Here is a 26,269-nt window from a genome sequence, read left to right on the forward strand (position 1 = left end):
GCTTATGGCAGCAGGTACACCTATAAACAGTCAGATTTCAAAACTTAAAAATCAAATCGAAACGCAACTCCATTGGGGAGATAGTGCCGATTGGAGTAAGTATGATTTTGAAAAATTGAGCGAACAAATGGCGGAAAAAACGGGCGTTTGTTTGAGTGTTTCTACGTTAAAAAGGATCTTTGGAAAAGTGAATTACAAAAGCGAACCTTCGCTTACTACGCTTAATACTTTATCGCAATTTCTTGATTATGCAGATTGGAGGGATTTTGAAATCAAAAACGCGGGAAGTATAGTAGTTGTCGAGTTCAAAGAAGAAAAAGTGCCCACGCCTTCGGTAGCCCCTGCTAAATGGAATCGCCGTTTTTTGATTTTTGTGTTGTTGGCAATCGCTTCCGGTGGCATTTTCAGTTTTTTTCTGCTTGCCGGTAAGCCCAAGTACGATGCTGCTGATTTTCGCTTCCATTCCAAAACGATGCTGACCGAAGGCCTGCCCAATTCGGTCGTGTTTGATTTTGATGCTTCCAAAGCCAATGCCTTGGATTCGGTTTTTATTTGTCAGACGTGGGACACGCGGCGTAAGGTGTTGGTCAATAAAAACGACCGCCATCATTCATCTATCTATTATTATCCGGGGTATTTCAGGGCAAAATTGATGATCGGTAACCAAATAATCAGAGAACATGACATTCAGATAAAAACAAAGGGTTGGTTGGGCTTGGTAGAAGCCGATTGGGGAACACAACCTTTATATTTTCAGCCATCTGAAATTTCAACCCCCGGAGCAGTGGAAATAAATAAAGCATTGCTCACTAAATACAATCTCCCACTTACTCCTTCGCCACCTAAGATCAGATTTTTTAATCAAAAAGATATTAAGGGAATCATGACTGACAATTTCACCTTTGAAACTCAATTAAAAAATGAATATGTCGAGGGAGCCAATGCCTGTCAAAAGATTGAGGTATTGCTTCAGGCAAAAAATGACATTATGATCATTCCGCTCGTTAAGAAGGGGTGCGTAGGTGATATTTATTTAGCTGCCTACGGGCATTATGTTCAAAGTACAAAAGAAGATTTGAGCGGCTTCGGATGCGATCCGAAAGAATGGACAACGCTGAAAGTGGAATGCAAAAACGGCCTGATGAAGTTTTACGTTAACAACAGCATGGTTCATCAGGCTCAAATGCCCAATAAAGCAACTGAAATAGTAGGCGTGCAGTATCGTTTTAACGGTATGGGAGCCATCAGAAGCACTTGGTTGCAGGGAACAACGGGCAAAATACTGTTTTAAGTGTTTGGGCAAAAGTTTTCGGGTGCTAGAAAAAAGTATTACGCTGCGGGTCGGGTTGTGAGCAACCCTCTGCACTGAAAAATGTATCCCTGTGCAGAGGGTTGCTCACAACCCGACCCGCCGATCAAATTGTTCTAAATAGTTCAAAATTGATGCTCAAGCGCTTAATGAACTTTTGGATAAATTAGGAAACAATGAAAATCCTTTTCAAAACGTGAAAATTTCAGTATACATTAAGAAATTGTAAAGTAGATGGCCGGGAGCTACTCCTTTTGAATGGAATGCAATTTTGCAGTTATAATAAAAATGGTTTTATTACTAAAAAATATCAAATTAAGCATATTCTGTCAATTGAAACACCCACATGATCGTTTACCTGCCTTTAAATTAAAACATCCATGAATCTTTTTTTAACTTCTGCCAATTGTTGATTAACTTGTGTTAGATAGCTTATAACCGTACTCCTCCTTGAAACCGACTGACATTAAAAATCCGGAATACTTCCACAAAGTGGTGGATTGTCAATACGCGTGTCCGGCGCATACACCTGTACCTGAGTACATTCGGCTTATTGCGGCCGAACGCTATACGGAAGCGTACATGGTCAACTGGGAATCCAACGTTTTCCCCGGTGTTTTAGGTCGTACCTGCGACCGCCCCTGTGAACCTGCCTGCCGACGCGGACGCGTGGAAGAAGAACCGGTGGCAATCTGCCGCCTCAAACGCGTAGCCGCCGACAACAAAGGCGATGTCACTTCCTTTATGCCGCAGGGACCATTTCTGCCTAATGGTAAAAAAATTGCTCTTATCGGCGGCGGCCCTGCTGCGCTGACCGTAGCGCGCGATTTAGCGCCTTTGGGCTATGAGGTGCATCTCTACGACGACCAAAAAATGGGCGGCGGCATGATGCGCAGTCAAATCCCTTCGTTTCGTTTGCCCGACAGCGTCTTGAACGAAGAAGTGAATTTTATCCTTGATCTGGGCATTCACACGCATTTTAATACGCGCGTAGAAAGTCTGAAGGACGTGTTGGCGCAGGGATATGATGCCGTGTTTGTGGGCACGGGCGCACCTAAGGGAAAAGACCTCGCCGATCTGCCGGGGCGTTGGGATGCCAAAGCCAATATCCACATCGGTATTGAATGGCTGGCAAGTGTGGCGTTTGAGCATACGGCAAAAATTGGGAAAAAAGTAATTGTATTGGGTGGTGGAAACACCGCAATGGATTGCTGCCGTACTTCGCGCCGTTTGGGTGGCGATGAAGTGAAAGTTGTGGTTCGCAGCCCATTCAAAGAAATGAAGGCTTCTCCTTGGGAAATCGAAGATGCATTACACGAAGATATTCCAATTTTAGAATGCCACGTACCCAAATCGTTTGTGGTGGAAGAAGGCAAACTCAAAGGAATGATGTTCGAGAAAGTGGAGGCCAAATACGAAAACGGTCGCCGCAAACTTGTCTCGGCGGGCGAGCCTGACGTATTCATTGAAGCGGATGATGTGTTGGTGGCTATCGGACAGGAAAACTCATTTCCTTGGATCGAACGAGATCTGGGGTTGCAATTTAACGAATGGGGATTGCCCGTTTTGGATGAAACGACTTTCCAATCATCTATTCCCAATGTATTCTTCGGTGGTGACTCGGCGATGGGGCCTAAAAACGTCATTACGGCCGTGGCACAAGGTCATCAGGCTGCCGTTTCGATTGATCTGTTCTGTAATCAACAGTCGCTCCACGAGCGTCCTTCTCCGTATACCAATCTGATCAGTCAGAAAATGGGGATTCACGAGTGGATATATGATAGTCCCGTATCGGACGATGAGCGGTTTAAAGTTCCCCACGCGGATAAGAACCTGACCCTCAAAGACCGTAAGAAAGAAGTGGAATTGGGCTTTAGCCCTGATACCGGTTTCAAAGAAGCGCAACGCTGCCTCAACTGTGACGTGCAAACGGTCTTTACCGAAAATAAATGCATTGAGTGCGATGCCTGTATGGATGTTTGTCCGACATCGTGTATCACTTTCACTGTCAATAGCGAAGAAGAAGATCTACGGTCGCGGCTGCTTGTGCCCGCCACCAATTTAACCCAGGAATTGTACGTTTCGGATACGCTCAAAACAGGTCGTGTAATGGTCAAGGATGAGGATGTTTGTCTTCACTGCGGCCTTTGTGCCGAGCGCTGCCCAACGTCAGCGTGGGATATGCAGAAATATTTGTATTCAGTAACCAAAGCAGGTAATCAATGCGGAATCTTACAGGAGTTAACGACTTAGTAGTACGTTTTGCCAACGTCAACGGGACGGGTTCGGCAAGTGCCAATAATATGTTTGCGATGTCCATTTTCAGAATGGGCATCCCCATGACCGCCAAAAATATTTTTCCTTCCAATATTCAGGGACTCCCCACCTGGTATGAGGTTAGAGTAAGCGAAAAAGGCTATTTAGGCCGCCGCGAAGGAGTAGATATCATGCTGTGTGTCAACCCGCAAAGCATGAAACAGGACATTGCATCAATAAAACCGGGCGGGTATTTTATTTACGACAACACCAAAAACCTGCACAAAGATTTTATCCGCGACGATATCAATTACATCGGTATACCAATGATCGGGATCTGTATGCGGTTGTATTCCGACGCGCGTCAGCGGCAACTCTTCAAAAACATGATCTATGTGGGAGCCTTGGCCGCGCTGTTGGACATTGAGTTGGAAGTGGTGAAGGGAATTATTGCCGATGAATTCAAGAAAAAACCGAAACTCATTGAGCCTAACGTTCAGGCTATGATGGCGGGAGTAACATACATCAAAGAAAATTACGATCATCCGCTGGAACTGCGCGTAGAGCGCCGCGATCTGGTGGGTGACAGCATCGTGATCGACGGAAATACCGCCTGCGGTATCGGAGCAGTATATGCGGGAGCTACGGTGGCGGGTTGGTATCCCATTACGCCTTCCACTTCGTTGGTAGAAGCTTTTGCCAAGTATTCCAACCGCTTACGCGTTGATCCTGCAACGGGTCTCAAAAAAGTGGCGATCGTGCAGGCGGAAGATGAGTTGGCGGCGTTTGGAATGGTATTGGGAGCTAACTGGAACGGAGCGCGGGCATTTACGGCCACAAGCGGTCCGGGGCTATCGTTGATGAATGAATTTTTAGGGTTGGCCTATTTTGCGGAAATACCGGCAGTATTGGTCGATGTACAGCGCGGTGGCCCTTCTACGGGAATGCCGACGCGTACACAACAGTCGGATCTGTTATTGGCGGCGTATGCTTCGCACGGTGATACCAAACAAGTGTTGTTGATTCCGAGCAATCCAACCGAATGCTTTGATTTTATGGCCGATGCGTTTGACTTGGCCGAGCGCCTGCAAACTCCCATCATCGTCATGACTGACCTTGATTTGGGAATGAACGATCACTTATCTGCGCCGTTGAAATGGGATGATACTCGTCGTTATGACCGAGGAAAAGTGTATACGGCCGAGGATCTGGAGGCATTGAGCGCGATGGGCAAGCAGTTCGGGCGTTATCTGGATGTAGACGGTGACGGAATTCCTTACCGTACACTCCCCGCCACGCACCCAACCAAAGGTTCGTTCTTTACGAGAGGAACTTCACACGACGAATATGCGCGTTATACCGAAGACGGCGTAAAAAATGCGCAGGTATTGGATCGTCTGACCAAAAAATGGAATACGGCGAAAGAAATTCTGCCTCTTCCTCAGTTTTATCAGGAACAAAATGAAAGCAACATCGGATTGCTGTTCTTCGGAACAACAACCTATGCGGCCTTGGAAGCGATGGACTTGTTGAAAGAAGAAGAAGGAATTACGTTAGATGCCATGCGTGCTACGGCGTTTCCGTTCCATGCTTCGGTCGAAGCATTTATTGAAGCGCACGATCAGGTATTTGTAGTTGAACAGAACCGCGATGCTCAATTCCGAACGTTACTTATCAATGAATTGGAGATCAATCCCAAGAAGTTGATCAAAATTCTGAATTACGACGGGATGCCCATCACAGCGGATGCGATTAGGAGAGGAATTGTCAAGCATTTGGAAGCGATTAATTTATAGGCTGTTGCGGATTTAAAATCCGCAACAGAACTGATTCGGGATTTTAAATCCCGAATAGCTAAAGATAATAACCGCCATAGATTTTAGAAATGATATTTGTGGCGGTTTATATGTGTTAGGCATCAGGTAAGAAAAGATTGCATAAATAGATTTAATGCGAACAGATATTTCGAAATATTTAATTCATAGTGTAAGAAGACCTAATAACACTGATTTTCCCCGAAGCTGCAACGGATTTCAAATCCGTTGCAGAACTGATTCGGGATTTTAAATCCCGAATAGCTACAAGTCCCGAATAGCAAATAACAGACAACGAATTACAATGACGTATATAAAACCAAAATTTCGCCACCCTGACCTGCCCAAAAACGCGGTAGGTTTCTCTAAATCAGATTATGAAGGGGTGATCTCGACGCTTTGTGCCGGTTGCGGGCATGATTCCATCAGTGGCTCCATCGTACAGGCGTGCTATGAGATGTCGATCGAACCGCACCGCGTGGCAAAACTGTCGGGCATTGGGTGCTCGTCCAAAACACCCAATTATTTTCTCAACAACTCGCACGGATTCAACTCCGTACACGGTCGGATGCCGTCGGTGGCGACGGGTGCCAACATGGCCAATCGTGACCTGATTTACCTCGGAGTTTCGGGCGATGGCGATACCGCTTCGATTGGAATGGGGCAATTTGTTCACGCTATTCGGCGCAACCTCAACATGCTGTACATCGTGATGAACAACGGTTGTTACGGACTCACCAAAGGACAGGATTCTGCCACCGCCGATATGGGTTCGGTCAGCAAAAGCGGTTCCGTGAATCCGTTTGAAGGTATCGATCTGGTAGGAATGGCGCTGGAATTGGGGGCTACCTTTGTAGCACGCAGTTTTTCAGGCGACAAAACGCAATTGGTGCCGCTTATTAAAGCGGCATTGTCACACAAAGGTTTTGCGTTGATCGACGTGCTTTCGCCCTGCGTTACATTTAATAATAACGTTGGTTCCACGAAATCATACGACTACGTTCGCGACCACATTGAGGCATTGGCAGAAATAGGGTACGTGCCTGAAAAAGAAGAGATTACTGTTTCGTACGATACCGGCAGTTCCGTTGATGTAGAACTTCACGATGGCTCCTCGGTGCAGTTGCATAAATTGGCCGATGGCTGGGACCCGCGCGACCGTCAGGCGGCGATGCGCCGTTTGCAACAGGCGAAAGCCGAGGGTGAAATCCTGACCGGATTGGTATACGTTGACCCCGAAAGTAAAGATTTGCACGAAGTCATAAAATCAGATACGCGCCCGCTCAACAGTTTAAAAGAAGAAGATCTGTGCCCCGGTTCGGGTGTGTTGGCCATGCTGAATGATGAATTCAGGTAAGAATCAGTAGACCCATTGAAAACCGCGTAGAGAAAATCTCTGCGCGGTTTTTGTTTTCAAGGATTAAAATCAACATGAAAGCTATCATCATTGGCGGAGGGATCGGCGGGCTGACCGCCGCGCTTTGCTTACACAAGATCGGATTGGAAGTAACGGTGTTTGAATCGGTCAAAGAAGTAAAACCGTTGGGTGTGGGAATCAATCTGTTGCCGCATTCTGTACGCGTTCTTACTTATCTTGGACTGCAACCGATCATCGCCGAAAATGCGATTGAAACGACCGATCTGGCTTATTTCAATAAATTCGGACAAGCCTTTTGGAGTGAGCCACGCGGACGATTTGCAGGGTATAAGTGGCCTCAATTTTCAATTCATCGTGGTACGCTGCAACGGATACTTTTCGAAGAGGCGTTACGTGTTTTGGGAAGTGAAGCCATCAAAACTAACCATCATTTGGTTTCTTTTGAGCAGAATGAACAGGAGGTAATTGCGCACTTTGCAGATAAAGAAACGGGGCAATCCATTGGCCGGGAAACGGGCGATTTTCTGATCGGTGCCGATGGCATTAACTCCGTAGTGCGACAGCAATTATACCCCAACGAAGGGCCGCCAGTGTATTCTTCCAATGTATTGTACCGTGGCACTACGCGTATGAAGCCCTTTCTCAACGGCACCACGATGGTAATGGTGGGGCACATGGGACAGAAGATGGTGGCGTACCCCATTCATCCACAGCGTGATGCGGAAGGAAATATGCTTATCAACTGGGTCGCAAATTTGCGTGAAAATGACAAAGTAAAGCTTGAGGTCAGGGACTGGAACCGCGCGGCTGACCAACAGCGATTGGTAAAAATATACAAAAATTGGATGTTTGACTGGCTTGATGTACCTGCCATGATCGCGGGAGCCAATGCCGTGTATGAATTTCCGATGTCCGACCGTAATCCTTTGGAGCGGTGGACTTTTGGAAGGATTACGCTGCTCGGCGATGCTGCCCATCCGATGTATCCGATTGGTTCCAACGGGGCTTCGCAGGCCATTTTGGATGCTGATTACTTAGCTGAATGCCTGACAGATACTCAGAATGTAATGGAAGCGTTACAGGTATACAATAATGAACGCGTGCCGGCAACGGCCAAAGTGGTTTTGCAAAATCGGGCTAAAGGCCCTGATGAGATTATGGACAGAATGGAAGAACGTTTTCCGGCGGGTTTCTCGCCCGACCAAATTCCGCATACAGAGCTGGAAGAAGTAATGAATCATTACAAAAAAATTGCGGGTTTTGATATTCAAACCCTAAACCAAAAATCGTAGAAATGGAGTTGAAATTTGCATTTGAGCTGCGTGTAGAAGTAGCGGGAATACAGGTGTTGGGAGATACGCCCAAAGGAAATCGTCGCATGGTGCCGATCAAAGGCGGCACATTTGAAGGACCGAAAATAAGAGGGGAAATTCAGGCAGGCGGCTATGATTGGCAGACCATCCGAACCGATGAAGTGGCAGAAGTAGATGCTCGATATGTGCTCAAAACAGATGACGGATCGTTGATAACCATTGTAAATCAAGGGCTTCGGCGCGGCCCGGCGGCGGTCATGCAACGACTGGCGGCGGGAGAAGAAGTATTGCCTTCTCAATACTATTTTCGCTCCATTCCCGTTTTTGAAACCGCAGACCCGAAGTATGCTTGGTTGACGCAGTCTGTCTTTGTGGCAACGGGTGTGCGGAAACCGGATAAAGTGCTGATTCAGGTGTATGAGGTTTTGTAGTAATTTAGTTAAACCATAGGAGGCATATAAGTAAATATAAGTTTGATTAAGTAAGCCATAATAATTAGTTTGCATTATTTTGTTTGACGGCATCCGGGGTCAAACAAAATAATTTTGAACACGTACTTATATGCCTTGTATGGTTAAAAAAACAAAGCAATGACAATTCAGGAAAAAACATTTTTGATCACCGGAGGTGCTTCCGGGTTGGGTGCCGCGTCGGCCAAAATGATTGTAGAGAACGGTGGCAATGCGGTATTGGCCGATGTCAATACGGCGGTGGGAGAGCAGACAGAGGCGGAGTTGGGAGAAAATGCATTGTTTGTACATACTGACGTTACCAATGCGGAAAGTGTACAAAATGCAATAGATACGGCGATTGATGCCTTTGGTGGGTTGGATGGTGTGATAAATTGCGCTGGTATTGGCCCTGCCGAGCGCGTAGTGGGAAAGAACGGCCCTCATTCTCTGGAGCGGTTTACCAATGTCATTTCCATTAATCTTATCGGCACATTCAACGTTATTCGTTTGGCGGCGGCGGTGATGCAACACAACGAGCCCGAAGAAAGCGGCGAAAGGGGAGTGGTCATCAATACCGCCTCGGTAGCGGCGTTTGACGGTCAGATCGGGCAGGCTGCTTATTCGGCGTCTAAAGGTGGAATTGTGGGCATGACATTGCCTATCGCTCGGGAATTTGCGAAGTTAGGTGTGCGTATAATGACCATTGCTCCGGGAATTTTCGAAACCCCGTTATTGATGGGAATGCCCGATGATGTAAAAACATCATTGGGACAACAGGTTCCTTTCCCTTCCCGGCTCGGAAGGCCGCATGAATACGCGGCACTTGCAAAGCATATCATTGAAAATCAGATGCTTAATGGCGAGGTGATCCGTTTGGACGGAGCTATTCGGATGGCCGCAAAATGAATGTAAAAGAAGCAGTTGCTTGGGTAAAACGTAATCACTATGCCTGTTAGCGGGCTAAAAAGCGGCCATATTGCATATATGGCCGCTTTTTTAGTAGTTTTGGCGTTTCCAAACCTGTTCACTTTACCCCATGAGAATTTCGTTGCGCATTCTAGTGCTCTTTCTTTTTGTTGTGCCTTCCTTATTTGCCCAAAAAAAGCGACGTGTTGCCAAAAAAGCCAAACCCGTTGCAGTAGCAACTGTTGGTCAGGGAATCTTTCCGATTAAAATCAGCAGAGATGAACGTTATCTGACGAATCGTTTCGGGCAGGCTTTCTTAATGAATGCGGATGCCGGGTGGACGCTCTTTCATAAACTGAAACTGGAAGAAGCACGGTACTATTTGGATAACCGCCGCGAAAACCATTTTAACACCGTTTTTTTACAATTGCTGCCACCTGAACCCAATCAGGCCAATGCGTACGGAGAAAAACCTTTTATGCAAAAAGAGAATTTTGACACGCCCAATGAAAAATACTTCGGATACGTTGATGAAGTAATAAAGCTGGCCGCCCATATGCAGATACTGGTAGCCATTGTACCTGCATGGCTTGGATGTTGCGGAACGAATTGGTTTGAAGTACAACATACGAACGGGGTTGATAAATGCCGAAATTTTGGGTCATACCTTGGGCGTCGGTTCGGGAAACATTCAAATGTTCTTTGGATCATGGGTGGTGACCGTGATCCTTTACGGGAAGAAGCCGTTCAACGGGCAATGGCCGAAGGCATCAAAGAAACTGCTCCTAACCAACTTTTGACGTACCATGCTGCAAGTTCTCATTCCAGTACTGACGTTTTTTCGGCGGAGAAATGGCTCGACCTCAGCATGATCTATACCTATTTTCGGGGAAAGCAAGGAGCATGGACGTCGGATATGCCACATGTGTACGAAGCCGCGTTGAAAGAATCGCAGAAATCCCCTCGGAAGGCGTTTATTTTGGGAGAATCGCAGTACGAAGATGAAAATGCAGGCAATGCCCTCATAATAAGGCGACAGGCCTATTGGTCGCTTTTGAGTGGCGGCAGCGGGCAATGCTATGGAAGTTCACTGTGGTCTTTTGAGGACAATTGGCGCGAAAAGCTTAGTTTGCCCGGTACTGCCCAAATGAATTTATTTTACAAGATCATGAACGGTTTGCCGTGGTATCTTTCTCGCCCTGACACAACTTCTGAGTTTTTGGTGGAGGGGCGCGGCACGTACGGAAGCGATGACTACGGAGTGGTGTCGGTCTTGCCTAATTATCGAATGGCCATGATCTATTTACCTTCCAGCAGAACCATTAGGGTCAATGTAGAAAAAATAAATGGCAGCAATGTCAGGGCGCTATGGATCAGCCCCCGTACCAACAATCGATTTATAGGCGGGTACTTTAAACCGCAGGGCATTCGAGAATTGACACCTCCTACGCTTGACGATGATTGGCTGTTACTTATAGGAAACGTTGGACGGAAGTAATTCTCAATTGGATTATACCCAAAGACTTCAAAAATGAGCGAATTTATACAAATAGAGGCTGTTTCCGGAATGATTTTTGATTATTTTTACAGGAATAATACTCCATAAAAATTTATACTCCCTCATGATGGCCAAACATATCGGATGGTGGTGGTGTGTTTTAGTGTCGGTCTGCACAAGTCAAGCACAGGAAGTTCAGTGGGCCGGCAAGTTAGTGGGGTTTTCGTCTGAATATATTAAAGAGGCTAACGGTAAAGAATACCGTGCCTTACAGGCGCTCGGGCATCCCAATACCATTCCTCCCTTTGGGGAGAGTGCCTGCGCATGGTCTCCCTACAACGCCGATTCCAATGTGGAAGAATGGATTAGGGTAGGTTTTGATAAACCACAAAAAGCGCGCCAAATTCTTATCGTTGAAAATTTTAATCAAGGATGCATCACGCAGGTATATGCATACGATGCGGCCGGGAAAGAACTGGCTGTTTGGTCAGGCGGAGGACCGGCCATTGCCGATGTTGGGCGCGTATTGACCATCACCGTTCCCGATTCATCCATGATCATCAGCTCAGTAAAAGTTTCGCTGAATCCTGCCCGTGTTAAAGGATATAATCAAATTGACGCCATAGGACTAAACAGCGTTGACAAACCCTATGAGCTGAAGATCAATGTTTTTAAAGATGCCCCTAAAGAAATAATAAAAGAAAACTTAGGTGCCGGCGTGAATACCAAAGGACAGGAAGTGGCACCCATTATTTCACCCGACGGAAAAACCATCTTTTTTACCCGAGGAAAGTACGAACAAAACATAGGAGGTGCCGAAACCCAGGATGTATGGTTTGCTACGCGCCAAGGAGATACATGGAACGAGGCCCAAAACATGGGAGCACCCATCAACAACGCTGACAACAATGCGATTGTGAGCATCTCGCCCGATGGAAAAACGCTTTACTTAATGAATGTATACCGTCCTGACGGAACCATGACATTTGGCTTATCGAAAGCAACGCGCACAAAAACAGGCTGGACATCTCCCGTTGAATGTAAGATCGAAGACATTTACAACCTTGACAAGAAGAACAATACGGAGTTTACCTTATCGCCGAAGGGAAATGTATTGGTCATGTCGGTCAAACGTCAGGATACTAACGGCGACCGCGATCTGTATGTCAGTTTTCTGAAAAGTGACGCTACGTGGAGTAAACCGCTCAACATGGGGTCGGTTATTAATACTGCTGACGTGGAAAGCGCCCCTTTTATCGCCACCGACAACAAAACACTTTATTTCACTTCATATGGCCATGCCGGTTATGGCGGTGGGGATATTTTTATGACCCGCCGACTCGATGAAACCTGGACGAAATGGAGTCAACCCGAAAACCTTGGCCCCGCCATTAATACGAGCCAATGGGACGGATTTATGAGTATTCCGGCTTCGGGAGAATATGCGTATGTGAGTTCAATGCAAAACTCACTGGGAGGCGAAGACCTGTTTCGCTTTAAGGTATATAATGCCATTCGTCCTGAGCCTGTGGCTATTATATCGGGGAGCGTGATTGATGCAGATACCAGAAAACCCGTTACGACCGAGATCGTAACGAATTTATTAAAGGACAATACCAACGTTTCCAAAATTGAATACGATCCCGAAACGGGTGAATACAAGATCATTTTGCCGGTTCAGCAATCGTATCGTTTGAGCGCGATCAAAGACGGTTTTTTTCCGTTGGACGAAATTGTGGACTTGTCGAAAGACAAGCGTTTCAGAGACATCAAACGGAATATATTACTGGTGCCGATCAAAGAAGGGAAGAAAATCACGCCCAATGGAATCATGTTTGAGCAAAGTAAATTTGAGTTGATGCCGGAATCATTGCCCGATCTGGATCGAATCTATGAAATGATGCTCAAGTACCCGAACATGGAAATCCTCATTGAAGGACACACTGACAATCAGGGGGATTTTAAACTGAACATGGAACTCTCCGAAAACCGGGTGAAAGAAGTGAAGAAATACTTGGTAAACAAAGGCTTACCTGAAAACCGCCTGCAAGCCAAAGGATGGGGTTCTACAAAACCTGTAGCGAGCAATGAACTCGAAGAAACCCGTAAAAAAAATCGACGGGTTGAGTTTACGATCGTAAAGATGTGATTTTATCTTTTTTTTACTTACTTCGCTGACTTCAACCGAAGAGTCAGATGCCGGATACCCCCAAAAGAGATTTAAAAGAGTACGTCAATGTTGGCCATTCTGAACTGGAAAACCATTTGCGTACCCAGACCGCTCAATTCCAGAACGTTTTGGAAGAGGCCGATGCTAGCCGGAAACTAACTGATTTCCTATGGCTTAACATTTTCGGATTTGCTTTTCACTACCTCAAAAGCCGTTTTGGCCCTCGACACCCGTATCAATTTTATCCCGCAGGAGATGATAACGGCGTGTTTAAAATGAAGGTCGAAAACGAGACGACACGCATCGCGTTGCTTTCGGATTGGGCATCCGATACTCCCGAATCAGACCGCATAGGTGCGGTTGTGGCTTCGCATAAACCCGATTACTCCATCCATTTGGGTGATATTTATTTTGTGGGTGCTCCCTCAGAGGTACATGACAATTTCATCAGTCCCAAAGCATCGTGGCCCCGTGGGAAATGGGGTAGTTTGGCGTTGTCAGGCAATCATGAAATGTATTCCAATGGAGCTGCTTTCTTCAAAACCCTGTTGCCTACGATGGGCGTACGTGAAGTGCACAAACCGTCGGACAGTTCCGTTGATAGCTTGTCCACTGATAATTTAAAGGACGGCGGGAGCCCATCAACAATTCGAGAACAAAAAGCGGGCTTTTTTTGTCTGGAGAATGATTATTGGCGCGTGATCGGTTTAGATACCGGCTATACCTCCGTTGAACGTCCTTTTATTGAAATTCTTTCTCCACCCGATTGCCATTTACGTAAAGAACAGGTGCGTTGGCTGAAGAATCAACTGCATTTGGACAATCCTGACGACCGCCGGGGAATTGTCATTCTGAGCCATCATCCTCCTTTTTCTTCCTTTCGAAAATCTTTTCCACGTCCGGCAAGGCAGCTAAGACAACTGTTTGGATCTTTTAAACGTCCTGTAGTATGGATATGGGGCCATGAACATCGACTGGTCGGATACAAAAAACGAGAAGTGGCAGGATTACCTGTTTATGGTCGGTGCATTGGTCATGGTGGAATGCCCGCCGAAATAAATGCCCCCAAATATGATACCGAATCCATCCTTTTTTACGACCAACGGAGAAGAAAAAATTTACGCAGAATAGGCGTTGGGTACAACGGATTTGCCTGGCTGAAATTTGACAAAGAAACGCTTTCCATCGAATACCGTGATATCGAAGATAAAGTGGTAGTGAGTGAAAACTGGCACATTGACATGGAGTCGGGAATGCTGAATAAAATGGAATAAAACCTCAACCGAAAATGAAATTAAGGACATCTGTTTTGATGATCAGTCTTGTTGGGCTACTGGGCTGTGTCACTGAGGTAAGTGATGATGCAGTTCCGCCCGGCGCACCGTTGTTTGATGGAGAAGGCTACCGAGCCATTTATCTCACTGCGGAAGAAGTGAAGCAGGTAAGCACCGAAGCGCCGCAATCGCTTCAAAAACCCGGAAAGATTTACGTGAGAGGCAATTATCTTTTTATCAACGAGCAGGGCAAAGGCATCCATTTGATCAACAATTCCGACCCTGCGGCACCGCAAAAGGTGTCGTTTATCAAGATTCCGGGCAATGTAGACATTGCCGTAAAAGGAAACCTGATGTATGCCGACAATGGTCGTGATTTTGTGGTGCTCAACATCGCTGATCCTGCCAATGTGAAAGTGGTAAAACGCATTGAAAATGCTTTTCCTGCCCAATCGTATCCCCCGTATCGCAGTATCTATTTTGAATGTGTCGATGAATCAAAAGGAGTGGTGATAGGTTGGGAAAAGGTAAAAATGAATCGCCCTAAATGTTATCGGTAAACGCCAACGCTAACGGAATGACCATGAAAAATTTTCTATATGCGATCTGTACTGCGGTGGTTTGGGGTTTGGTAATAGCCTGTTCTTCCGACCAAATGGCCGATGTAAACCCCAACGGACAAACCGGTGTGGGCGGTTCAATGGCGCGTTTTGCCATTGTAGGCAATGCGCTTTATTGTGTGTTGCCGGATAAACTGCAGGTGTATGACATCAGCACCCCAACCGAGCCGGTCGCCAAAAGCTCCGTGAAGCTTAGTGTAGGGTTGGAGACGATTTTTCCCTACAAAGATAATCTCTTCATCGGAGCTAACGATGGCATGTATATTTTTGATAATCAACAACCTGCTACTCCTTTGCTGCTTTCGCGGTTTACCCACGTGCAGAGCTGCGACCCCGTAGTGGTGCAGGGAAATTTTGCCTACGTGACGTTGAGAGGAGGCGTAAGTTGCCGACGATTCATGTCGATGAGCTCGTTGGATGTTGTTGATATTTCAGACCTGAAATCTCCTCGGCTGATTCATAGCCAACCCATGGAAAGTCCCTACGGTTTGGGGGTTGACGGTACGAAACTGTTTGTTTGTGAAGGTAATAATGGGTTGAAAATTTTTGATATATCTAAACCCGAACAGCCTGTTTTGAGAGAAACAATTAAAGATGTGAAATCTTTCGATGTAATTCCGCTCAATAAGACGCTGCTCGTAACCGGCGACGGAGGGTTCTTCCAATACAGTTATCAAAAAGAAGGGAAGTTGGAATTATTAAGTAAAATTTCCATTGAGCCATGAGCAAAAATAGAAAATGGCAAGAAGTAAAATGGTTGCCTTATTTCAGCAAATGGGCTTTGGCATTGCTTATTTTGGTGAATACAATAGTAGTAACGCTTCACGCTCAGGTAATTCCGCTCCCAAAAGCAATTCTGAAAACGATTCCGAGCACACTGATTGATCCTGACAATACACTTACATTAGGATTGGAAGTCCCTTTGACAAATCGTTGGAGCGTGCAGCAGGAAGTAGGTTGGGGGCATAATTCATTCAATGTGTATTCGTCTGAACGGGAAGAATATCCAAATCGACAAACGTGGCGATTTCGCAGTCAGATACGGTATTATTTCTCAGATATTTCTTCCCCTAACGGCAGTTTCTTTATTGCGTTGGAATATTTTCGTAAAAATGTGTTAACCGATCAAATACAGTCAGTTGGTCGGGATTGTGACCCTTTAACGGGCGCCTGTGCTTATTTTCAGGTGCTGCCCGTTCGTATTAATCGCCAAGTATCGGCGGGACATTTTAAATGGGGATACGCTTTTTCAACGCAAAGCAAAATCACGATCGAAATTTATATGGGATTGGGAATCAGGTCGTTGATCGTGAAAGATAATTCAGGACGGACAATGACGAATATCTTCAGAAATCGATTTCTTACCTTTCGACCCGACACACCGGGAAACTACGGAACGATGCCCGGTGTGTCGGCCGGCATTGCGCTTGGGTACGCTTTTAGGCCAAGAAAGCCTAAATCCTTATCTTTGCCTTATTAAACAGTCGCTTGTGACTGTATTTTAAGACAAAAAACAGAATGGCAAACTACGAATACAAAGTGATCGAAGTAAAGCCGGGCGGCTTTTGGGGAACCATATTAGAACCCGAAAAAATTGAAACCAGTCTTAACGCACTTGCAACAGAGGGGTGGGAATTGGTAAATTCAATAGACATCAACGGGGCGTCTTATGGGCAGACTTCTAAAGTAATGTTTATTTTCAAGCGTTTGCGCGAATTTTGATCATGCTGCAACAGGAACCTATCTGCGCCTTAGCTACAGCCTCGGGTATAGGAGCTATCGGAGTAATACGCGTATCGGGAGAGGGTACATTTGAGGTTGTAAATCAGATATTTAAAGGCAAAGACCTGCGGAAAGTAGAAAGCCACACCCTGCACTTTGGTACCATTCGCGACAATGAAACCATCGTTGATGAAGTGGTGGTTGCTGTCTTTAAATCTCCCAAATCGTTTACCAAAGAAGATACCGTTGAAATATCCTGTCACGGCTCCGATTATATCATTCGTCAGGTGTTGAAACTGCTCGTTCGGTCGGGAGCGCGTTTGGCGCGACCGGGGGAATTTACCCAACGGGCCTTTCTTAACGGACAGTTTGATCTGGTGCAGGCTGAAGCCGTTGCCGATCTCATTGCGGCCGACTCGGCGGCGAGTCATCGTACGGCATTGAATCAATTACGGGGCGGTTTCTCAAAAAAATTGACCTCTCTGCGCGAAGAGTTGATCCATTTTGCTTCAATGGTGGAGTTGGAACTGGATTTTGGTGAAGAAGATGTAGAGTTTGCCAACCGGGATGATCTTAAGCGATTGATTTTGAGTCTGCAAAGTACTATTGCGCCGTTGATTGAGTCGTTCGATTTTGGGAATGCACTTAAAGAAGGCGTTCCTGTAGCCATTATCGGCGCGCCCAATGTGGGTAAATCAACGCTGCTTAATGCACTGTTGAACGAAGAAAAAGCCATCGTTACAGCCATTGCAGGCACTACGCGCGATGTCATTGAAGATGTCCTTTACCTTGACGGCATAAAATTTCGGATCATTGATACGGCCGGTATTCGCGAAACTGACGATGTGGTGGAATCAATCGGCATTGAACGCTCGAAACAAACCATTGAACGGGCAGATATTGTTTTGGCGTTGTTTGACAGTGACCGGACATTGGCCGAAATTACCTCTTTAGCAGATCCTGAAAAAACGATCTGGGTACAAAACAAAGCTGATTTGGGAGACATAACCATCAGCAATGAGAATATTGGCAAGACCTATGTTCGAATTTCGGCTCAAAAGAAACAAGGAATAATTGCGCTTCAAAAGGCGATTATCCAACGGGTTTACAACGAAAAGAAAACCGACACCGTCGTTACCAACCTGCGTCACTATGAACATTTAGTGAAAACACAACAAGCGCTGAGCGATGCACTGAACGGCCTTGAAATTGGAATCACCGGCGATTTTCTGGCGCAGGATATTCGATTGGCATTGCATCATTTAGGCGAGATAACGGGTACAATTGTCAATGATGACTTGCTGGCGAATATTTTCAGTAAGTTCTGTATCGGAAAGTAACTGCCCAAAATAAGCAAATAATAAACGTATACTAAAAGCACCTAAAGCCCTGAAATAAGGGCTTTTATTATGTTTATACTTTATGGTTTAGGAATGGAGTTATATCCCGGGCAAGTCTGTTCGGGATTCTTTTGTTACATAAGGTAATCGTTTTGGAGATTTTGCACGTAGGTATGCCAATCAGAATGCCTTTCTGTGATAGTTATAGGTGGAATGAAACCAAAGCCGTGCAGCGTTGTTGTGCGGCTTTTTACCGTTTGATAATTATTCGGTGACACTTGTGAAGCGAAAGAAAACAAAACCTACATTGTGTAGATAATCAATTAGGGTATCTTGCGCACAAAATCCACTTGGATGTTCCGGGTGGATTTTTGTTTTTATCAAGTATTCGTAGATTTCTTAGTGTAAGAAGTAGTATATCTCTCCTAATGCTTATACCATTGCTTAATCATTACGGCCACCATTGCCAATTCATACAGCGATGTGTACCTTTTGTTTACGCTTACTGTTTACTCTCCACCAATTTCATAAGCGTCTTTACTTGGTTTTTCAACTCGTCAATCTCCTGCTGCTGCTCCTTGACGGCATTAATGAGCGGCATGACAAAGTCAGAGTAAGCCAATGAATACCTACCATCGGGCGCTTTTTGAAGTCCGCTGAACGGCAAGCCCAACTCCTGCATGACTTTCTCCACATCCTGAGCGATCAGCCCGTCATGGCGCACATTGGTTTCGTCGGCAATGTAAGTGTAAGAGGCGGGTTGTAGTCGAGTGATAAAGTTTAGCCCGAGTGCGGAAGTGTAAAGGATGTTTTGCTTTAAACGACGATCGGAAGGGGTAGAGAAAGGGACAGCACCTTCGATGACGGTGACAGCACTGTTACCTATGCGTACTTTGTTACTTACATTAACAACCGCATTATAACCCAAGGCCATAGCGTTGCTTATCGTACCTGATGAAGCATCAGCATTGTGACCCAAAAAGGTATTGTCACTTCCGGTGGTAATCCCTGAGCCCGCACTGTAACCCAACGCGATATTGGTGTTACCGCTCGTGTTGGAATAGAGCGCATTCATTCCCAGAGCAGTATTGTACCTACCTGTATCATTGCCGGATAATGCCTGATAACCCAGCGCAGAATTGAAATTACCTTCAGTGTTGCCTATAAGTGCACTCATTCCCACAGCAATGTTGTGAGAGCCGCTGGTGTTAGAGAAAAGCGCACTGCCGCCTACAGCGATGTTGAAAGAGCCGCCGGTATTGGAATTAAGTACTCGATGACCGATAGCGGTGTTGTTATCGCCGGAGGTATTACGTATCATTGCCCCGCTGCCGAGAGCGACGTTCCTTCTGCCATCGGTTACATTTCTTAATGCTGAGGAGCCTAAAGCTACGTTAGTGGTGTCGCTGCCGGGATTGGCACTGCCTTGCAGTCCCTTAGGAGTGAGGGTGATGGAGCCGCCGGTAGATTGCGTAAAGATCTGGGCATTTGCCCGAAGTACAATCCCTGTCAGGAATATGAAAATAAACACTTTTTTCATGTTAACTCAGGTTCTGTGTTAGTAAATAAGGCCTAAGTTAAAAAGTTAACATTCATAAGCGCCTGAAAATGAGAAGAATTTACTAAACGGTTTTACTTCGTATTGCAACCGAGTCAGGCAGATCACAGCCGCCAAAGAGGTAAAACAACAAAATAAAATCAACAGCTTAAAAAATTGCTCCGTATGAAAGATCAATTGTATAAATGCTGTTGAAGCGATTTTGTTCGCGCCATTCCCTTCCACGCATCTCCCATCAAATAGTTATCAAGCGGTAGGTGTGAAAGCGTTGGTAATGTACTTTTGGGGTTAATTACTAACGCTGATCACATCTTATGAAGAAGTTTCTATTTCTATGCTTATTGATTGCCAATGTTTCTTATGGGCAGATTTATGTTCAATCTACCACAAGTAGTTCAATAACTATCACCCCTCAGGGCGTGACAGACAGAATTTCTAACTTTACAGATACAACCAATATTTCTTTTGGTGCACTGGCATTAAAAAAAAATAAAGGAAGATACAATACGGCTTTTGGCAGTGTTGCACTTTTTAATAACGAAGCAGGGCATTTTAATACAGCGATTGGATATAGTGCACTTTATTATAATACGATAGGTATAGATAATACGGCTAACGGATATAGGGCACTTAATAATAACACTGAAGGAGCTGGAAATACTGCTATAGGTAAGGAATCTCTGCACTATAATTTAACAGGGTTTCACAATGTTGGTGTCGGAGCGCAGACTCTCTATTATAATTGGCTGGGAAGTGAAAATGTAGCTATTGGTTCCGGAGCGCTAGGGGATAACACAACCGCTGATCAAAATACAGCTGTTGGAACAGGTTCATTACCCAGGAATACGACAGGCAGAGATAATGCAGCAAATGGATGGCATACTCTTTTTTCCAATACAACGGGTCGAAACAATACTGCTATGGGTCATTCATCAGGAAGTACTATCACTACCGGCAGCTGTAACACATTTTTAGGCTCTTATGCCAATGCGTCATCTAATAACTTTACCAATTCAACCGCTATTGGTTACTATGCCGTCGTTGATGCCTCCAACAAAGTACGCATTGGAAATAGTGTTGTGACGGTCATCGAAGGCGCTGTACCTTTCTCTACTCCCTCCGACCGCCGCCTCAAACACAACTTCGCTCCGTCTGTTCTCGGTCTAGCATTCATTACTCGCCTCGCTCCAATGTCCTACACCTACATAGCCGACAAAACCAATGTGAGACGTGACGGACTAATTGCGCAGGATGTGGAGAAAGTCATGCAGGAGTTAGGTGTTGAATTCTCGGGTTTGCAGAAGTCGCCTGACGGCACTTATTCATTGGCTTATTCTGATTTTGTGATGCCGTTGGTGAATGCAGTGAAGGAACAGCAAAAAGAGCTTGAGGAGCTGAGAAAAGAAATAAATGACCTCAGAATGCTAAAGCAACAAGTAGAAGCATTGACGAAAATGGCAGCTAATAAGCAATAACAAAAATCCGTACATCTAAACTTAATTTAAGTTTTATGATTCCGCAGTACATAATTGACATTATTGATAACATGGGCCACCATCTGTTAAAAACACCTGATTCCCGCCTCTTTATTACGATCCTAATTAGTGCTGTAGCTAAAGGTGTTCATGAATTTGATCAGGCCTCTATTTCGGTTTTATTGACAACCAAAGGCATTGGGTTGTTTTCCTCCAAATGGGATGGGTTAGGCGGACTGGAAATAGGATTAACACCCGAGGGTAAAGAGTTTTTTGCGGCTAACAAAAGCTTTGCAGCCTTTTGTACTAAAAAGACAGAATGAAATTTTAACTCAATCCATCGTGGACCTGAAAGAGTTAAGAACAGGGGTATTAAACTAAAGGAACAAAACAGCCTCAAAAGGGCTGTTTTTTGTTAACGGCATAACGATTTTGTACCCTATTTGTATCTTTATTTTGTAACTTATTGATAATCAATGTTAATTGCTTTTTGTATCGGGGGAAGTAACCGAACAAAATAAGCAAATAACAAACCTGTATTAAAAGTACCTAAAGCCCTGTAAATAGGGTTTATAGTGTGTATGTACTTTATGATATGTTTTGTATATTATTGCCTTAAATATTACCTGACGATACAGCTTCTGTCTTTTATTTCTGCTTTAAAAACGCCGCTGTTATCACTACTGAAGCCCGGACTTAAGACAATATTTTGTGGCGCAAAATAGTAAACATGACTTTCGGTAGTCAATTTTTGGGTAGAGTTGATCGTTGTCGGGGAACTTTGTATGCTTGATTCCGCAGGCACTCCAGTTAGAACCGTATGATCCTCACACCTTCTGAAAGTGAACAATTCATAATTATAAAATTTATCATTTACGGTTATAAATGTTTCATGAGTGGGAAATGACCCCTTAGTAGTTTAGGGATTTGGTTCATAGGTCTTTTGAGCTATCGAATTAAAATCGTTATTCCAGACGCTGTCGAAACCGGTTGATAGCAGACAGTAAACCGTTAACTAAATTCTCTTCATTTTCAGGCGTTTATGAATGATGACTTTCTAACTTAGTGTTTATTCACAACATAAAACCTTCGTTAAAATGAAAAAAGCGTTTATTTTCCTATTTCTGACAGGTTTTTTACTTCGGGTAAATGCCCAAATCTTTACTCAATCACTTAACGGCTCAATCACCATTACTCCAAAGGGATTGCAAGGCAAAACCAATCCCGGCAGTGATACCACCAACGTGGCTTTGGGGCCTTCCACCCTGCGGAGTATGACTGACGGATACTTCAACACCGCTATCGGCAGCGGAGCACTGCTGCGTAATACCGGCGGTGTTGGCAATACTGCACTGGGCTATTCAACGCTTACTTCCAATACCATCGGCAGCGGCAACACCGCAATAGGAGTTTATCCGCTTTCTCACAACACCACCGGTTATGATAACATTGCACTGGGCTATCAGGCGCTTTATACCAACACCACCGGTTATTTGAACACCGCTCTGGGTTCGAATGCACTTTTTTACAACATCAATGGCTACAGCAACATGGCACTGGGCGGTGAAGCGCTTTATCACAACACATATGGCAATTCCAATACTGCCATCGGCTCCGGTGCGCTTTATAACAATACGGAGGGCCAAGCCAACATCGCTATCGGCACCGGTGCGCTTGGCAGTAACACCTATGGTGACTACAATATCGCTGTGGGCACCGGTGCGCTTGGTTACAACATTAGCGCTTATAACAACACTGCCGTGGGCTATAATGCGCTTCGTAACACCACCGGAGGCTTTAATACGGGCATAGGTTATAGGGCGCTTTATGGAAATACAAGCGGCTACAACAACACAGCACTGGGCATGACTGCGCTTTCTGCCAACACCACCGGGAACCAAAACACTTCTCTGGGCTACGATGCCGGCAGTTTGATCACTATCGGCAGTAATAATACCTTTGTGGGCTACGATGCCGATGCTTCTGCCAATAACCTTACTAACGCTATGGCCTTGGGGTACAATGCCACCGTGAATGCCTCTAATAAAGTGCGCATCGGCAACAATCAAATTACCGTCATCGAAGGTCAAGTTCCCTGGTCTACCCCATCCGACCGCCGTTTAAAGGAAAACATTCGCTACTCCAATGACTTGGGGCTTGGCTTCATCACCCGTTTACAGCCCGCCTCTTACAGCTACATTGCCGATAAGGCCCATGTGCGTCACGATGGCTTTATTGCTCAGGATATTGAAGCTGTGATGAAGGAAATGAATGTGCCTTTCAGCGGATTGAAGAAATCGGAGGATGGAACCTATTCGTTAGCTTATTCGGACTTTGTTATGCCACTGGTCAATGCTGTGAAAGAGCAACAAAAAGAGATTGAAGAATTAAAAGCGCAGCTATCAGCACTGGAGGAGTTAAAAGCGGAAATCACAAAGCTCAAGGCTGATAATGCTCTTCGAAATGCTGATAGAAAATAAACCTACACACCTATAGTGGATTTACAGTTGTTATAGGGTAGCTGCCTCGTTGGAAAGATGATAGAAAGAATTTTGAAAGCGTGAAAAGGACAGGTCCGAACCTTATTAAATAATAAAACAGGGCCCTTACAAAGTAAGGGTGTGTTTGGTCAAGGGTTCATTTGCAGGGTAAGTGTATATCTTTAAAAAAATATGGCCATACCTCATTAAGATATGGCCATACGGTACACTTTACCCTACTTAAAATATTATTCAATAATCACCGGAGTGATTGAACATACATTTTAATAACTATACAAATTTAAGGTATAAAGTCAACTTTAAGGTACCATTGAAGGCCTGACAACCGTGAAACCTACCTATTGGCAGGTGAAATCACCGGAATCTAAGGCGAAGTGTTGAAAAATATCAATGGTATACTCTCGCGTCATTGCTTTGAATGTGATTTAGCGAATGATGTCTAACCAATAATCGGGACCTAATACCCGGAACATAAAAAAGCCATGCGGTTATCACATGGCTTGTACAATCTCAAAAGTAGGGTAAAGTGGCTTTTGCAATACAAAGAAAGTAGGTATTTATATCCCAAAAAGCAGAAATAAACAAAACAACCATTTTAACGAGTGAATGTATCGAAAACTAAATCAATCGCCGTTTTCTATTACTATTTTCAACGTCAGAGTATTAACTCGGTATTTTGTTAAAAAAGATCGCCCGACTTTATTGGAAAGCCGGGCGATACCCTTACTGTTTACCCTACAGATTATTCTGTTATTTACTCTAATATTAAAGCAATTAGTATACCAAAATGGTAAAAAATAGTCTATTTTAAATAAAGTTCAATTAAAAATATTTCAAATTGAACATTTTCGTCTATGTAAGCAGAAGGAATATCTTTGAAATGCTTATTCAAAGCCGCTTTCGTAATAGTACTGACTTTTTGCATCACTTTAAATCCATTTTTCGCATATCCGTGTAAATACTGTTTCATAACATAACTTAGAGAAACCCTGTAACCTCGTGGACGCTGTCTACGAGGTTCTTTTGTTGCAGGCAAAAATTTTTCACCTATTCATGGCCTATGTAGAGCGATATTTAAAGTTTCAAATTCAATGATATTAAACCCGGCACAGCAACGCTGTGCGTTTTTTTGCCTAAAAGACCGCTTGATAACATTTCGATGGCACTTGTAATAAAAGAGCAAATATGCTCTATCTTGCAACTATCATAACATTTCAATTAGGGTATATTGTGCTGAAAATCCATTTGGGTAGTCCTGAGTGGATTTTTTTGTTTTTAGCTATTGACAAAATTCAAGTGATGCGATCATTTTGCATATCATCAGATGTGCCCTGATTGCTACCCCGTACGATGACTCGTCTGTGGGGTTCTTTTTTTACATGATATTGTCCCGATACTCTGCATGATTCACAACAGTAAAAAGGCCTGGGATAGAATCGAGATCCCGGACAGGAAATGTTCGGGATTCTTTTTTGTTGCGACCGAGAATCGTTTTAGAAATTATACTCGTAGGTACGTCAATGATATTTATTTGAGGTGGAATAGTGAAAGCCGTGCAGCGTTGTTGGGCGGCTTTTTTATGCTCAACCTTAGGGCTTGCTATTGCTTATAAGGTTGAATATTTCAGGAAAGCAATGCCCCACTGCATTAAAGCAAAGGATCAATACTTTAATGCCCCTTGCAGGGAATGGGAGAAAATTTCCGCCCATGGCAGTGTGCCCGGTTTCCTGTATTAAATTCTGCCGTAGTCTTTAGTGCATTACTGCCACGCCAAGCATCAATTGTACCGCCGCATTCAAAACACCTGATCCAAATGGCGAAGTCAGGTAAGCGACCCGTCTTTCGGTGATGTGCATTACAGGAGCAGTCTGTCCCGTGTCGCCGAAAAAAATAAACGGCAGGGCCTTGGGTAATTCTTTATCCATCTTAAACAGCACCTCACGAAATCGCTCCTGACACAGGATTAAATCAGGTTGCAGTCGGTCAACGATTGTTGGAAGCTGCATAATATCAATGTCGGCAATTTGGCAGACATCGTAATTTGAAGAATCAATCACGTCCGCAATAACAGACCGGACACCATAAGTGTCCTGTAATACAAGGGTTTTGATTTTCATAAGCTTAGGTATAGGTATAGGAAACGCCAAGTTATAAATATACTTTATGATATATTCTCTATAATCTAAAAATTTTAAAAATTATAGAAAAGTGCCAAATAGTACCATTCTGCCTATTCAAGTAGACTTACAAATCCCCCTGTTGATAATAGCTTTCCAGAAAGTCACATATCCGCTCGATGTCACTTCTGCTGAGCGTTTTAGCGTCCTGTTCCAACAAATCGCCAAAAATTGATTTAGCACTCGGAATGTCAGGCCAAAAAGCGGTATTGATGGCAATGCGCTGTCCGGTTTGGCCGATGATCAGTACAAAGCTATCCAGGTCAGAATGTTTAAAAAGTTGTATACCGTCTCCGAAATCATTGATTGGTAGTAAGGTACTGTCCTGCATGGTGTGTCTTTACTGCAAAAGCCCCGACTTTCCCGCTTTTACCTGCCTTAAAGAGCATATTTTTCTGCGACATAAATTGCCCCTTCACAATGAACACCCAACATTGATCTATGCCAAATAAAAGCAATGATACAAAAGATTTTTTGAAGACCCGAGACGGGATTTCTTTTATATC

At 44.5% G+C, this 26,269-nt stretch carries 23 protein-coding genes; 18 read left to right on the forward strand and 5 right to left on the reverse strand.

Annotated features, from left to right (window positions below):
- Window positions 1-4 precede the first annotated feature (4 nt).
- From ACQY73_RS00120 to mnmE, 15 genes are all read left to right on the forward strand, one after another.
- On the forward strand, window positions 5-1,291 hold the full coding sequence (locus ACQY73_RS00120) for a hypothetical protein (protein WP_428659732.1): 1,287 nt from the start codon (window positions 5-7) through the stop codon (window positions 1,289-1,291).
- Between the two features lie 468 nt (window positions 1,292-1,759).
- A complete protein-coding gene (locus tag ACQY73_RS00125) occupies window positions 1,760-3,562 on the forward strand; it encodes an FAD-dependent oxidoreductase (RefSeq protein WP_428659735.1) in 1,803 nt (600 codons plus the stop codon).
- Complete coding sequence (locus tag ACQY73_RS00130; protein ID WP_428659738.1) at window positions 3,532-5,361, forward strand: 2-oxoacid:acceptor oxidoreductase subunit alpha; 1,830 nt, start codon at window positions 3,532-3,534, stop codon at window positions 5,359-5,361. The genes ACQY73_RS00125 and ACQY73_RS00130 overlap by 31 nt, the downstream gene beginning before the upstream one ends.
- 322 nt (window positions 5,362-5,683) lie before the next feature.
- Entirely contained in the window at window positions 5,684-6,736 is a 1,053-nt protein-coding gene (locus tag ACQY73_RS00135; protein ID WP_428659741.1) for a 2-oxoacid:ferredoxin oxidoreductase subunit beta, read from the forward strand.
- A gap of 74 nt (window positions 6,737-6,810) precedes the next feature.
- Window positions 6,811-8,049 (forward strand): flavin-dependent oxidoreductase, encoded by a 1,239-nt coding sequence (locus ACQY73_RS00140; protein WP_428659744.1) that lies wholly within the window; start codon window positions 6,811-6,813, stop codon window positions 8,047-8,049.
- Window positions 8,050-8,051: 2 nt separating this feature from the next.
- Window positions 8,052-8,501: a DUF3237 domain-containing protein gene (locus ACQY73_RS00145; protein WP_428659747.1), complete on the forward strand. Its 450-nt coding sequence runs from the start codon at window positions 8,052-8,054 to the stop codon at window positions 8,499-8,501.
- Window positions 8,502-8,660: 159 nt separating this feature from the next.
- Complete coding sequence (locus ACQY73_RS00150; RefSeq protein ID WP_428659750.1) at window positions 8,661-9,428, forward strand: 3-hydroxyacyl-CoA dehydrogenase; 768 nt, start codon at window positions 8,661-8,663, stop codon at window positions 9,426-9,428.
- A gap of 130 nt (window positions 9,429-9,558) precedes the next feature.
- Window positions 9,559-10,926, forward strand: coding sequence for a DUF4038 domain-containing protein (locus ACQY73_RS00155; RefSeq protein WP_428659753.1), 1,368 nt, complete (start codon window positions 9,559-9,561; stop codon window positions 10,924-10,926).
- A gap of 124 nt (window positions 10,927-11,050) precedes the next feature.
- Entirely contained in the window at window positions 11,051-13,075 is a 2,025-nt protein-coding gene (locus ACQY73_RS00160; protein WP_428659756.1) for an OmpA family protein, read from the forward strand.
- A 47-nt stretch (window positions 13,076-13,122) separates the two neighbouring features.
- Entirely contained in the window at window positions 13,123-14,370 is a 1,248-nt protein-coding gene (locus tag ACQY73_RS00165; RefSeq protein ID WP_428659759.1) for a metallophosphoesterase family protein, read from the forward strand.
- A 14-nt stretch (window positions 14,371-14,384) separates the two neighbouring features.
- Entirely contained in the window at window positions 14,385-14,930 is a 546-nt protein-coding gene (locus ACQY73_RS00170; protein ID WP_428659762.1) for a hypothetical protein, read from the forward strand.
- Entirely contained in the window at window positions 14,918-15,715 is a 798-nt protein-coding gene (locus ACQY73_RS00175) for an LVIVD repeat-containing protein (RefSeq protein ID WP_428659765.1), read from the forward strand. Before ACQY73_RS00170 ends, ACQY73_RS00175 begins: the two co-directional genes overlap by 13 nt.
- Window positions 15,712-16,470 carry a DUF3575 domain-containing protein gene (locus ACQY73_RS00180; RefSeq protein WP_428659768.1) on the forward strand — a complete coding sequence of 253 codons (759 nt, stop codon included), beginning with the start codon at window positions 15,712-15,714 and terminating at the stop codon, window positions 16,468-16,470. Before ACQY73_RS00175 ends, ACQY73_RS00180 begins: the two co-directional genes overlap by 4 nt.
- A gap of 38 nt (window positions 16,471-16,508) precedes the next feature.
- The gene (locus ACQY73_RS00185; protein ID WP_428659771.1) at window positions 16,509-16,712 is read left to right on the forward strand and encodes a DUF4177 domain-containing protein; all 204 of its coding nucleotides are present in this window, start codon (window positions 16,509-16,511) and stop codon (window positions 16,710-16,712) included.
- Between the two features lie 2 nt (window positions 16,713-16,714).
- Complete coding sequence (mnmE, locus tag ACQY73_RS00190) at window positions 16,715-18,052, forward strand: tRNA uridine-5-carboxymethylaminomethyl(34) synthesis GTPase MnmE (RefSeq protein ID WP_428659774.1); 1,338 nt, start codon at window positions 16,715-16,717, stop codon at window positions 18,050-18,052.
- A gap of 502 nt (window positions 18,053-18,554) precedes the next feature.
- On the opposite strand, the gene ACQY73_RS00195 is transcribed toward mnmE, so the two are convergent.
- Window positions 18,555-19,592, reverse strand: a complete 1,038-nt coding sequence (locus tag ACQY73_RS00195) for a tail fiber domain-containing protein (RefSeq protein ID WP_428659777.1) — start codon at window positions 19,590-19,592, stop codon at window positions 18,555-18,557.
- Window positions 19,593-19,924: 332 nt separating this feature from the next.
- Between ACQY73_RS00195 and ACQY73_RS00200 the strand changes: the two genes are divergently transcribed.
- Both ACQY73_RS00200 and ACQY73_RS00205 read left to right on the forward strand, forming a co-directional pair.
- Entirely contained in the window at window positions 19,925-21,085 is a 1,161-nt protein-coding gene (locus ACQY73_RS00200) for a tail fiber domain-containing protein (protein WP_428659780.1), read from the forward strand.
- Window positions 21,086-21,120: 35 nt separating this feature from the next.
- Complete coding sequence (locus ACQY73_RS00205) at window positions 21,121-21,408, forward strand: hypothetical protein (protein ID WP_428659783.1); 288 nt, start codon at window positions 21,121-21,123, stop codon at window positions 21,406-21,408.
- Window positions 21,409-21,707: 299 nt separating this feature from the next.
- On the opposite strand, the gene ACQY73_RS00210 is transcribed toward ACQY73_RS00205, so the two are convergent.
- Complete coding sequence (locus tag ACQY73_RS00210) at window positions 21,708-21,890, reverse strand: 3-coathanger stack domain-containing protein (RefSeq protein ID WP_428659786.1); 183 nt, start codon at window positions 21,888-21,890, stop codon at window positions 21,708-21,710.
- Between the two features lie 292 nt (window positions 21,891-22,182).
- Here ACQY73_RS00210 and ACQY73_RS00215 point away from each other — a divergent pair, with 292 nt between their 5' ends.
- Complete coding sequence (locus ACQY73_RS00215; RefSeq protein ID WP_428659789.1) at window positions 22,183-23,565, forward strand: tail fiber domain-containing protein; 1,383 nt, start codon at window positions 22,183-22,185, stop codon at window positions 23,563-23,565.
- A gap of 823 nt (window positions 23,566-24,388) precedes the next feature.
- Here ACQY73_RS00215 and ACQY73_RS00220 read toward each other — a convergent pair.
- The 3 genes from ACQY73_RS00220 to ACQY73_RS00230 form a co-directional block, all read right to left on the reverse strand.
- On the reverse strand, window positions 24,389-24,556 hold the full coding sequence (locus tag ACQY73_RS00220; RefSeq protein WP_428659791.1) for a hypothetical protein: 168 nt from the start codon (window positions 24,554-24,556) through the stop codon (window positions 24,389-24,391).
- Window positions 24,557-25,337: 781 nt separating this feature from the next.
- A complete protein-coding gene (locus ACQY73_RS00225; RefSeq protein WP_428659794.1) occupies window positions 25,338-25,703 on the reverse strand; it encodes a hypothetical protein in 366 nt (121 codons plus the stop codon).
- A 127-nt stretch (window positions 25,704-25,830) separates the two neighbouring features.
- Entirely contained in the window at window positions 25,831-26,094 is a 264-nt protein-coding gene (locus tag ACQY73_RS00230) for a hypothetical protein (protein WP_428659797.1), read from the reverse strand.
- Window positions 26,095-26,269 lie beyond the last annotated feature (175 nt).

It is taken from the genome of Runella sp. (assembly GCF_965279615.1).
In the GTDB taxonomy this organism is placed as follows: Bacteria; Bacteroidota; Bacteroidia; order Cytophagales; family Spirosomataceae; genus Runella.